General features: G+C 37.4%; 12 protein-coding genes. 10 read left to right on the top strand and 2 right to left on the bottom strand.

The genetic code is table 11. The features are described from left to right. Positions 1–71: 71 nt before the first annotated feature. A complete protein-coding gene (locus NP781_RS12605) occupies positions 72–839 on the bottom strand; it encodes a sulfite exporter TauE/SafE family protein (RefSeq protein ID WP_221680275.1) in 768 nt (255 codons plus the stop codon). 215 nt (positions 840–1,054) lie between these two features. Here NP781_RS12605 and NP781_RS12600 point away from each other — a divergent pair, with 215 nt between their 5' ends. The 6 genes from NP781_RS12600 (at position 1,055) to NP781_RS12575 (ending at position 6,391) form a co-directional block, all read left to right on the top strand. Continuing rightward, a complete protein-coding gene (locus tag NP781_RS12600) occupies positions 1,055–1,480 on the top strand; it encodes a hypothetical protein (protein WP_036077327.1) in 426 nt (141 codons plus the stop codon). Positions 1,481–1,554: 74 nt separating this feature from the next. Next, entirely contained in the window at positions 1,555–2,550 is a 996-nt protein-coding gene (locus NP781_RS12595; protein WP_221680276.1) for an LLM class flavin-dependent oxidoreductase, read from the top strand. Positions 2,551–3,263: 713 nt separating this feature from the next. Beyond that, positions 3,264–3,653, top strand: a complete 390-nt coding sequence (locus NP781_RS12590; protein ID WP_004230719.1) for a GntR family transcriptional regulator — start codon at positions 3,264–3,266, stop codon at positions 3,651–3,653. After that, positions 3,650–4,339: an ABC transporter ATP-binding protein gene (locus NP781_RS12585; protein WP_221680277.1), complete on the top strand. Its 690-nt coding sequence runs from the start codon at positions 3,650–3,652 to the stop codon at positions 4,337–4,339. The genes NP781_RS12590 and NP781_RS12585 overlap by 4 nt, the downstream gene beginning before the upstream one ends. Then, positions 4,336–5,163, top strand: coding sequence for a hypothetical protein (locus tag NP781_RS12580; protein WP_257522438.1), 828 nt, complete (start codon positions 4,336–4,338; stop codon positions 5,161–5,163). Before NP781_RS12585 ends, NP781_RS12580 begins: the two co-directional genes overlap by 4 nt. A 13-nt stretch (positions 5,164–5,176) precedes the next feature. Further along, complete coding sequence (locus tag NP781_RS12575; RefSeq protein WP_257522437.1) at positions 5,177–6,391, top strand: hypothetical protein; 1,215 nt, start codon at positions 5,177–5,179, stop codon at positions 6,389–6,391. Positions 6,392–6,494: 103 nt separating this feature from the next. Here NP781_RS12575 and yfkAB read toward each other — a convergent pair whose 3' ends face one another. Beyond that, positions 6,495–7,607 carry a radical SAM/CxCxxxxC motif protein YfkAB gene (gene yfkAB / locus NP781_RS12570; RefSeq protein WP_221680280.1) on the bottom strand — a complete coding sequence of 371 codons (1,113 nt, stop codon included), beginning with the start codon at positions 7,605–7,607 and terminating at the stop codon, positions 6,495–6,497. A 272-nt stretch (positions 7,608–7,879) separates the two neighbouring features. Here yfkAB and NP781_RS12565 point away from each other — a divergent pair, with 272 nt between their 5' ends. From NP781_RS12565 to NP781_RS12550, 4 genes are all read left to right on the top strand, one after another. Then, positions 7,880–8,584 (top strand): YjjG family noncanonical pyrimidine nucleotidase, encoded by a 705-nt coding sequence (locus NP781_RS12565; protein ID WP_221680281.1) that lies wholly within the window; start codon positions 7,880–7,882, stop codon positions 8,582–8,584. 171 nt (positions 8,585–8,755) lie between these two features. Continuing rightward, positions 8,756–10,363: a nickel ABC transporter substrate-binding protein gene (gene nikA, locus NP781_RS12560; protein WP_257522436.1), complete on the top strand. Its 1,608-nt coding sequence runs from the start codon at positions 8,756–8,758 to the stop codon at positions 10,361–10,363. A gap of 5 nt (positions 10,364–10,368) precedes the next feature. After that, entirely contained in the window at positions 10,369–11,310 is a 942-nt protein-coding gene (locus tag NP781_RS12555; protein ID WP_004230709.1) for an ABC transporter permease, read from the top strand. Beyond that, positions 11,310–12,113, top strand: coding sequence for an ABC transporter permease (locus NP781_RS12550; protein ID WP_257522435.1), 804 nt, complete (start codon positions 11,310–11,312; stop codon positions 12,111–12,113). The genes NP781_RS12555 and NP781_RS12550 overlap by 1 nt, the downstream gene beginning before the upstream one ends. The last annotated feature ends 1 nt before the right edge of the window (position 12,114 follow it).

Genomic DNA, 12,114 nt, shown 5'->3' with positions numbered 1-12,114 from the left:
AAAAAAACTTACCCCAATTGAGATAAGTTTGATCCTTCTATAGTATTGGCATACGTTAGTATAACGGCTGATCATGAAAAATAGTCATATGTATTTTTCAAGAGTAATAGAATGGTCACAACGATAAATAATTTACGTACATAGCCACTGCCGCGTTTAATGGCAAATTTTGAACCAACAATAGCTCCTGCAATTTGCGCAAGACCCATAGGTAGTCCGTAGGCATAATTTATTTGTCCTAAGTATATAAACATAAGGAGGGCAGCTACATTACTGCCGAAATTTAAAAATTTGGCGTTTCCTGCTGATTGTAAAAAATCAAAGCCAACTAGGAGAAAAGCAAAGAGTAGAAACGAGCCTGTCCCAGGACCTAAAAAGCCATCATAAAAGCCAATAAGTGTAATCACAAAAACAAAAATAATAGAACGCTTTGGGGTTAATTGTTTATAGGTGGTCATACTGCCCCAGTCTTTTTTAAAGATGGTATAGATAGCAACGGCTGCAAGCATAATCAGCATTAATGGCTTCAGTACACTTGGGTCCATTAAGTGGACAATCCAAGCACCCAGCATAGAGCCAAAAAAGACGAAGGGGAAAAGCTTATAGACGGCTTTTATATCTAGTTTACCAGAGCGATAAAATGTCACTGTGCTAGTAAGGGAACCCATTGTACCTGCCAATTTATTGGTTGCTACTGCAGCAGAGGGAGGAAGACCAACGAACATAAGAGCTGGTAATGAGATAAGCCCACCTCCTCCAACCACTGAATCAATAAAGGCTGCTAAAAAACCGAAGAGGATTAAAATTAATAAAATATTTACATCTAAATCAAAAGGCACAAAAGGTCATCTCTTTTCTATCATAATAATCTGATAGTAGCGAACTGAGGATAGGCTGTAAATACTCTAGCTGCTATTTTTTAATAGAAATAAATGAAGTGATCCGATAGGAAATGACGATAATTTCTACATAACACAAAAAAATTCTACTTGGAGTCATTATTTTGATGTATTATGTAGTTGATGGTGTTTTTACGTAAAGGGGACGTGATGACATGAGTTTAGGAAATCATATACGTGTATTTCTCTGTGTTGTGTTTATGGGAGTACTTGTAGGGTATGTCTTTAATGCAAAAAAAGATATAACAGATCATGAGTATATTGATACTGTAAAGGAAGGCTATTTGGAGAATTTTTCAGATGTCACAGTTCGAAATGCGTTTAATTACGCTTTTTTTGAACCTTACTGGCGCTATTATGAAGCGAAAACTGGGGAGCAAGTTGTAGAATTGTCAGGTGATATTACGTTTCAAGACGAAAAAGGACATGCTATTCTCCAATTTGTCGTGAACGAACAAACGCAGCAATTTTCCCTAGAGGCAATGAAATTTAAAGATGTCGTATTAAACCAGCAACAACAGCAAAAGCTTGTTGGCATGGTCTATCACACTTGGGAAAAGAAACAACTAGCTTATGAGTAAGGTTTTTTATTTTGTAAATCATCCAAACTGTATTACAGTAAAAGGGGGAGCTAGAGACAGAGAGGATGTTTTACATGAGATTAAGTATTTTAGATCAAATGCCGATTCCAAAAGGTCATTCTGCAGAAGAGGCCTTCCAACGTACAGAACAGCTGGCATTGCTAGGTGAAGAGCTTGGCTATCACCGTATGTGGCTTGCTGAACATCATAATAGTCAGTCATTGGCGAGTTCAGCTCCTGAAGTAACTGCTGCTTTTTTAGCTGCTAAAACACAGCGGCTTCGCATTGGTACGGGTGGCGTCATGATGATGCATTATTCACCCTATAAGCTAGCAGAGGTCTTTAAAACATTATCGGGGCTGGCACCCAATCGTATTGATTTTGGTGTGGGGAGAGCTCCTGGTGGTGATCATGCCGCTATCTATGCATTGGCAGAGGGAAGACGACAACGCTTCACGGAACAGTACGATAAGCTAGAAATCATATTAAAACTAATGAATAATCAAAAAACAGGTGAACATGTCTATGATCAAGTCGTTGCAGCTCCTGCTCATATTTCATTACCAGAGGCTTGGTTACTAGGTTCTAGTGGTCAGAGTGCCATGCAGGCTGGCCAGCTGGGAGTAGGCTATTCGTATGCACAATTTTTCACGGGCAATATATCAAAGGATATCTTTGATGCCTATAAAGCCTATTTTACGCCTTCTTATTATATGGATAAACCACAAATCATTGTGACATATGCAGCAACAGTTGCCCCCACCTTAGAAGAAGCGGAATATTTAGCTAAACCGATTGATATTTCTCGTCTTCAATTAATGAAAGGGCAAATCATTCAAACAATGTCACCCGAAGAAGCGAAGGATTATCCATTAACTGAAATGGATAAATTGACGATTGACAATAATCGCAAGGCGAATCTTGTCGGGACACCCCAAGACATTGCTTCTTTTTTAAGTGCTGAGCAAGAACGCTATGGCTTTGATGAAGTAATGCTAAATTGCAATCAATATGAATTAGAAAGTCGTTTAAATACCTATAGATTCCTAGCAAAGGAATTAATTAGATAAGGGGAAAGCCATATTCATCTGAATATGGCTTTTATGTATTTAGAATAACGGCTTTACAATTAGAAAAACCCGGAAATTTATTTCCGGGTCTGATTACCACTTACATTTTCTGCTCCATGACACACTGCCTCGCTTCCGCATAGGATCTTAAGATATTCCTAAGAAATCTGTACTTTAGCTTATTCAGTTTTGATGGTCCTTCTGAGTTATCGATCAATCGCACTCATCGGGTTAACCCTCCTAGTCATTGGATTTGAAGTGAAATCTTTAATAGTATAGCTCAACTATAATTTCTTATACCTCTTGTGAGCATAAAATTTATTTTTTTGTGCTAAAGAAAACATACATTCCTAACCAGTTAACAATTAGCATGATTATTGAGAAGAAAAAAACACTCGTCTGTTTGAAGAAAAGCATATTTGCATCCCAGATTGTACATGCTACTTGTCCAACTGGTTGTGATTTTAATTATTGATAGTTATTTCCATAAATATGGTTGACTTAAAATGTGTATTAAGCATATAATACATTGCAAGAAGTGTATTAACTGTTTAATACATTTTTTTAATGACAGTGTATTAAGTACTTAATACGCAGAGGTGTTAGCGAGAAAAAAATATGTCCATGTTTATTGATAGGGGCAACCCATCATTATGCATACTGTGTATTAAGTGGTTAATACGCGAAATTAATTTTTTGAGGAGTTGAGTTATTTGACTATAAATTTTAATAATCGGGACCCGGTGTATGTCCAAGTTATTCGGCATTTGAAAGAACAAATTGCCAAGGGGTTTTATGAGCCCGGTCAGGAGATCCCATCCAGAAGGGAATTAGCCAATCAGTTAAAGATTAACCCAAATACTGCGCAACGAGCTTATAAGGAAATGGAGGAACAAGGATTGATTTTTACAGAGGGGAATATGCCTAGCTGCATTACAAAAGATGAAGCGGTCCTTAAAAATGTCCGTGAGGAATTGATTATCGAAGCGGTTGACTTATTTTTGGGCTCTATTAAATCTATCGATGTGCCGTTAGCAGAAGTGTTGGAACTCGTAAAGAAAAAACATGATGCCGAAAGCGGAGAAGCGGAGGAATCGAAATGATTGAAGTAAATAATGTTAACAAGAAATACGGCAGGAAACAGGTTTTAAAAGACTTTTCTTTTACTGCAGAAAAAGGGGAGATTACTTGTTTAATAGGAATAAATGGTGTAGGTAAGACGACAATCATGAAAGCTATTATGGCGCTCACACCAATTAATAGTGGTGAAATTTTAATTGATGGAGAAAAAATCACAAAAGAAAGCTTTGAAAAAATAACCTTCATCCCAGACACAATAACGATGTTGCCACAAATGAAAATCAGTGAAGCTTGTGCGTTCATGGCTGATTTTTATAAAAGCTGGAATCCTCAGAGAGCAGAAGAATTACGACAATTTTTTAAACTTGATCCGAATGAACGAATTGCTAACTTATCGAAAGGAAATACAGCAAAAGTGAATATGCTACTGGGTTTGTCACTTGATGTCGATTATTTACTGATGGATGAACCATTCTCTGGCATTGATATTTTCTCTCGTGAGCAGATTGCAGAGGTGTTTACAAGCCATTTAATTGAAGAACGTGGTGTCATTATAACAACGCATGAAATTAGTGATATTGAGCATTTGATTGATAAAGCAGTCCTTATTGATGACGGTGCAGTATTGAGAGAATTTAGCGTGGAGGAAGTACGTGAAAATGAAGGGAAATCAGTGGTTGATGTGATGAGGGAGGTATATCGAGCATGAAAAACTATTTAAAACTTGTTAATTTTGAAGTAAATCGATTTTTTAAATTGTATTTGATTTTAATAGGCTTGACCATGCTCAGCCAGCTTATAGGAGCGGGAATTATCTCACAAACCTATATGAAAAATGCTAAACAGTTGATGGCAGAAAACCAGTTATCCAGGAACCAGTATGAGGAGCAATACGGGACTTTTTCTTTCGATCGATTCACTGATTCAGAATGGTTTCTGCTGCCAATCTTTTTTTGTATCGCCATGTTGATGATTTATGTTTTCTTTATTTGGTATCGAGATTGGTTTGGTAAAAATACATTTATTTACAGATTATTCATGTTACCAACTGAAAGAATCGCCATTTATTTTGCGAAATTAACGACGATTATGCTTTTAGTTCTTGGCTTGATTGCTTTGCAAATCTTGCTAATTTTGATGGAAAAACAAATAGTGAATAAGATTATACCAATAGACCTCCAATCAAATTTCTCAATTTATACTAGTTCTACTTTAAATATGTGGAGGTGGCTGTATCCGACTAGCTTTACAGAGTTTATCCTGGTTTATGCACTTGGGTTACTTTTCGTGGCAGTAATATTTACCGCGATTTTAATTGAGCGAAGTTATGGTTTAAAAGGGATTTTTTACGCTATTTTTTATGGCTTACTGTCACTTGGGGTATTTTTTGCTCCAATCCTATTAGTTAATGTTTATACAAATTACTTTTACCCACTTGAAATTTTCTTAATGGTACTGGTAACGAGCATGATCGTTTTAGGCAGTGCCATTTGGATTGCGAATCATTTATTAAAATATAAAATCAGGGTCTAGAGGAGGTATAACAATGAAAAAATATTGGAAAACAATCAGTATTAGTTTCTTCATCGTGGTGTTTATCAGTTCTTACTATATCCAAAAAACAGCAATGGCATCGAAAAATGACAGATCCTATAAAATTGAAACGATCAGCGGAAATAAGGAAGAAATCGAAAATCTTATTCTTCAAACAAGTTATCAGAGTAATGATCTTTATCATATGTTGTACATATCAAAGGATGGTTCCACGAATCCCAATAATCAGTCTTTTTTTAGAGATTTGATGGCACCGAATGAACCTATGAATCTTCGAAAATATATTGAGGAACACCGTAATTTTATGCGTGGGAAAGAATTTGATCCAAGAAAATATTTTGAAGACAAATCACGTTTGATTTACACAACGTTTTTAGATGATGGCGGAAAAGAAGCTAGCAATGTCGTAACGCTTCAAATTGATACACTTGATAAAAATACAAATGACAGTTCTTCCTTTAAAATCGATATACCAGTCAAAGCTAGCTATGATTGGATTAATGTGAATGACGTCTACGTAGGAGATGGAAAGATAAATATTTTAACAACAAACTATTTATCAGCCAACTATCTTATAAAAGCTAGGGAAGAGTTGCATGTCTATTCGATTGATGAGAACAAGAAGGAATTAGTAAAGGACGCCATCCTTGCAGAGTTAGTGTCAGAAGAAAGAGGCACTTCCAGTATCCGTATTTTTAATGAATACAATACTACTACTCAAAACGAAAATTATTATTTATATATGGTAGAAAAATACAGTGATCGAAAAGAAGATACTGAGCTAGAAGTTATCTCTAGTCAAATATATCTCTATAATAATGCCAAGAATGAAGCAGAGGAATGGACTATGCCAGAAGAATTAAAACCCTATCGGAAGTCAATGCTGATTCATAAAGAAACGATATACATTCCTGTTTATTCAGCCAATGGTTTAACGCTGAATCGTTATCATATTGAAAAGAAAAAGTGGGAAGAGCCCTTAACCCTTCAATATTCAAGCATTGCGAATGAGAAAGATGCTCCATATTTACGTATAGCAGAGGGGAAATTTTATTTAGTATATCGTGTTTCTGATGGACAGTGGTTGTCTATCGTTGATTTACGTACAGGTGGATTGATTTATGAAGGGAAAATCATTTCCGAAGACAAGAAAAATCAAGAGGTGGATTCTTCACTTACGATCGAACAATTATATACGATGCATTAAAGAACAGATAAGGCCAACTTACAATTTATAACGCCATATGTAAAAGCAACTCCATGTTGATCAGTCTTTGTTCAACATGGAGTTGCTCTCTTTATCGATGAACTTATACACGAGCAGAGCCACTCACAAACGCGGCATCTTGATAATACATATTTTTTACAAGTACATTTGGCCCTAAGCATTTGACTGCTGGACAATGGCAGTTAAGCGATTTTGCCAAGTCGGTTGCCATCCATTTATCAAAGATCAATGGTAGTTCGTCATGTACAATATTGCCGAGGGCTGGTGTGTCACCAAAGTCGGTAACGATCACATCGCCTGTAAAGATATTGATATTCAATCGTGAACGACCGTCTGGGTCATTACGCATTGTGACATTCTTCTCAGTACGGAGACGTTGTAACAGCTTTTGATCCTCTTCGTTCATGCTACATGGGTAGAATGGTAGTGTACCAAATAACATCCATGTATTGTCATCACGGATATCTAGCAGGTGATGAATGGCTTCACGTGTTTCCTCTAGTGATAAAGAAGTAAGTGCACTTGCAAAGTCGGATGGATACATTGGATGCACCTCATGACGTGCACATTTCATCTCATGGATGATTTGGTGATGAATATGTTCTAAGTATGGTAAAGTTTTTTTGTTTAACATTGTTTCTGCTGATACCATTACACCATGTTCAGCTAGCATTTTTGAGTTATCAATCATGCGTTGGAATAAGGCTGCACGTTGGTCGTATGTTGGTTTGCGTTCCATCATTGCAAAGCCCGTTTCGACGAATTCATCGATTGTTCCCCAGTTATGTGAAATATGAAGGACATCAAGATAAGGTGCAATCAGTAAATAACGTGCTGGTTCCAATGTTAGGTTGGAGTTAATTTGTGTCCGTACACCACGTTCATGCGCATATTTTAAAAGTGGCAACACATAATTCTGGACGGACTTTTTACTCATCATAGGTTCTCCACCAGTAATGCTGAGCGTTTTTAAATGGGGTATTTCATCTAATCGTTTTAGAATTAATTCAATTGGTAATGCCTCAGGGTCTTTATTTTGTAATGTATAGCCTACTGCACAGTGTGCGCAGCGCATATTACAAAGTGTTGTTGTTGTAAATTCAATATTTGAGAGTGTCATTTGTCCATGTTGTTCTACATCTAAATAGGCTTCCCAAGGATCATAGACAGGTGTTATTTTTTGTAAGGTCGTCATCTTTCGTACATCTTCCTTTCTAGCAATCTATTGTCTCATATTCAACGATAATTTCAAATATGAAATTGCAGAACGGACTATTTTATGGCTAGACGAACTTTTTTCCAATATAGAAAAAGTTCCCTCGTTTCAATTTACGGATAAGCATGTGTATAAAGCGCATACATGTTCTAATATTCTGTCATAGGACATTTTACTGTTATTTTTCATAAAAAACGTTATCATGATATAGAGTAAATAGTCACAATGCATCAAAGAAAGTGGGAATGAACATGACGAAATATGAGATCTTATTGTTTGACGTAGATGATACATTACTAGATTTTGATTTAGCTGAAAATGCAGCACTAGACCGCATGTTTAGAGAGGAAAAGATAGCCACTACGCCCGAGATGATTGCGCGCTACAAAGAAATTAATGAATCGATGTGGCGAGCTTTTGAGCGTGGGGAAGTGACAAAAAATACACTACATAATACAAGATTTGCGGTTGCTTTAAAGGAATTTGGGATGGAGGTCGATGGCGTCTACTTTGAATCACTATTCCAGAAATACTTACAGGAAGCACACCATTATGTAGAAGGGGCTTATGAAGTTATCGCTCAACTAGCCGATCACTATCATTTGTATGTTGTATCAAATGGCGTAACATTGACACAGAATAAACGACTAGTGGATGCCGATTTAGCACAATATTTTAAAGGCATCTTTATCTCCGAGCAAACGGGCTATCAAAAACCAATGCCTGCCTTTTTTGATTACGTATTTGAGCGGATTGAGCATTTTGATAAAGCTAAAACGCTTATAATCGGCGATTCTTTGACATCAGACATTAAAGGCGGCTTGCTGTCAGGCATTGATACATGCTGGTTTAACATCCGCAATATTGAAAATACGAGTGGTATTGAACCGCATTATGAAATTAAAAAATTGCATGAGTTACATGAGCTATTGCATACAAAAATAGCACTATATTAAGACAGAAGGCACTTCCTTTGTTCCATGGACAGAGGAGGTGTTTTTTTATGTTTTTTGTGGCTAATAAAATTTATTTTTGAATATCTACTTTACAAAAAGTCATGAATCATTTAAAATTCGATTTTGAATGATAATAGTAATCATTACTGTTTAGGTAAAGGGGAAAGTATATTGAAAAAAATAATGAGTTTACTAGTTCTATTGATTGTGAGTGCATGTATGCTTGTGGCATGCGGACACTCGGATAACAAGGCAAAAAAAGAAAAGGCAAAAGGTGAAAATGAGCATGTTTTAACCATTTCTTGGCCCAAGGATATTGGAGAAGTAAATCCACACTTGTATGCGCCAAATGAAATGTTTGCTCAGGCAATGTTATACGATCCGCTTGTACGCTATGGAAATGATGGGCAAATAGAGCCAGGATTAGCAACAGCATGGGAAATGTCCGAAGACGGTAAGAGCTACATATTTACATTACAAGACAATGTCTTGTATTCAGACGGCTCTCAGCTTACGGCAGACAATGTTAAACGTAATATCGAAACCGTAGTGGAGAATATTGCACCGCATAGTTGGCTAGAAGTGGTGGCAATCATTGATCGGGTAGAAGTTTTAGATAAGCTGAAATTAAAGATTCATTTAAAAGAGCCTTATTATCCATTTTTACAGGAGTTAACGTTGATTCGTCCATTACGTATGTTAGGGGATAGTGGCTTCCCAGCAAGTGGGTCAACCAAAGATGGCATTGAAAAAGCAGTTGGAACAGGTCCTTGGATTTTAACTGATTACAAGCAAGACAATTTTGCTGAGTTTTCACGTAATGAGCATTATTGGGGAGAGAGACCTAAGCTAGAAAAGGTCATCGTCAAAATTATTCCTGATTCACAAGCACGTATGATGGCACTTGAAAAAGGAGATATTGATTTAATTTTCGGAAGTGGTCAATTAGCTCCTGAGGAACTCCGAGCTTTGGAGAAAAATCCGCACTATCAAACGATAATTTCTGAACCTTCCTCTACTAGAATACTATCTTTCAATTCAGACTATGGTGTGACGCAAGATAAAGATGTCAGACTTGCTTTGCAGTATGCTTTTGATCGACAAACAATTATTGAACATGTATTAAATGGCATTGAGCAAGAGGCCAAGTCTTTATTTGCTCCAGGATTTCCGTATAGTGATATTCCATTTGAGTCTTACAGCTATGATTTAGAAAAAGCCCAGCAACTATTGGATAAAGCAGGCTGGATCTTCGAGGAAGGGGCTCCGTTTCGATCCAAAGACGGTCAAGCACTGACCATAACGATTCCGTATAACAGTAATGACCAAGTGCATAAATCTATTTTTGAATATCTACAGGGCGCATGGCGTGAATTAGGCGTAGATGTCAAATTGATTGGAGAAGAAGATCAACTTTTCCGAACGCGAAGTAAAACAGGTGATTTCAATGTCATTATGAATGATACGTGGGGGGCACCTTATGATCCCCATATGTATTTACGGATGATGACGGGGGAAAAGCAAATTGGCTATTATGCGTTAAAAGGCATGGCACAATCAGAACAATTAGCAGCGAATATTGCGAAAGTGATTCGCTCAACTGATGAATCAGAGAGACGTAGTTTGTATGAAGCTATTTTACAAACCATTCATGAAGAGGCGATTTTCATGCCATTATCTTATCGGACAAATTATTTGGTGGCCAATCAACGTCTAACCAATTTATCGTTTTCTATGCAGCAATTTGAAGTGCCACTCAATCAATATGAGGTGAAATAATCAAAATGTTTGCATTCTTTGTTAAACGGCTAGCCAGTATGTTACTGGCATTGCTTGGTATAACCATCATCGCCTTTGGATTAATCCGTTTCATTCCTGTTGATCCTGTTGAAGCATATTTTACAATCAATCAAATTCCAGCTACTGAAGAGGCCATGACAAGTATGCGTGAAGAAATGGGTCTCGATCAACCATTATGGATACAATATATTGATTGGCTCAGCCATGCATTGCAATTAGATTTCGGAACATCCTTTGTGTCGAAAAAGGCCGTGGCAACAGAACTGTTTCAACGATTTGAGACAACATTGCTTTTAGCAATAACAGCATTGGTCATAATTATTGTCATTAGCTTTGCTATTGGCATTTGGTCTGCAAGTAAAAACAGTGGGTGGCTCGATTGGTTTACACGTACAGCTATCTTTACAATCGCCTCTATGCCAAGTTTTTGGCTTGCCTTTCTCTTCATTTACACAGTGGCTTTGAAATGGGGCGTCTTACCACTTATGGGGTGGGGAAGTTTTGCTCATGTCATTTTACCATCGATAACACTGGCTTTAGGATTTATACCTTATTATATTAGGCTCATCCGATCAAGCATGAGAGAAGAAATGAAGAAACCGCATGTTCTCTTTGCCCGTGCAAGAGGGGTAAAAGAAACGGTTATTTTGCGTACACATATTTTCAAAGGCATTTTACCACAACTTATCACATCCCTTGCCATGACCTGTGGTGGTCTATTAGGGGGTGCAGCGATTATTGAGAATGTTTTTGCCATTTCTGGCGTGGGACACTTTATTGTGGAGGCCATGTTAGCAAGGGACTACGCTGTACTACAAGCTTTTATTGTCATCATTGGGGGATTATATATCACCATCAATTTTATAGCAGATATACTTTGTGCGGTTGTTGATCCACGTGTCAGGCTGAAAGGAGGCGCTCTATAATGAAAAAAAATCTGCCACTCATCATCAGTAGCTTGCTCGTACTCGTGCTGGTGGTGATGGCTCTATTTGCTCCTTGGTTAGCGCCTCATGATCCTTATACAACAGATATAGCCAATAAATTACAAGGATTTTCTATGCATTACCCCTTAGGTACAGATCACCTAGGGCGCTGTGTGCTATCTCGTTTATTGTATGGTACACGCACCTCTCTGCTGCTAGCCTCTGGCGTACTATTCATTACCTTAATCATTAGCATCATCGTAGGGTGTCTGGCGGGGTATATCGGTGGGCTGGTTGATCTAGTATTAATGCGTATTTGTGATGTTCTTCTATCCATTCCTGATTTTATTTTTGCCCTTGTCATTGTAGGTGCGTTAGGTGGCGGCATTAAAAATATGTTTGTGGCAATTATTTTTGTGTCGTGGGTAGGTTTTGCGCGTATTATTCGCAATATGGTGCGTTCTTTAAAAGAAAGCACTTATGTACAATATGCACGGCTGACAGGTGTACCGAAACGAAAAATTATTAGGAGGCATATATTGCCGTTTGTCTTTCCACAAATATTTTTGTTAAAACTAATCGGGCTTGGCTCAACGATTCTTTTAATTTCGGAGCTGTCGTTTTTAGGGTTAGGTGTTACGGCACCGATGGCAGAATGGGGCATGATGATTAAAGATAGTAAAACCTATTTAATGAGTGAACCAACGCTTATGTTTATACCAGGTATCATGATCTCATTAACCGTTCTTATTTTTAATTGGTTTGGGGATGCCCTTCGTACGGTTATGGATGCCAAAGTATAAG

Source organism: Lysinibacillus sp. FN11, assembly GCF_024628845.1.
Lineage (GTDB): Bacteria > Bacillota > Bacilli > Bacillales_A > Planococcaceae > Lysinibacillus > Lysinibacillus capsici.
The sequence above is the reverse complement of the archived record's forward strand: the minus strand, read 5'-3'. Positions and strand labels throughout refer to the sequence as shown.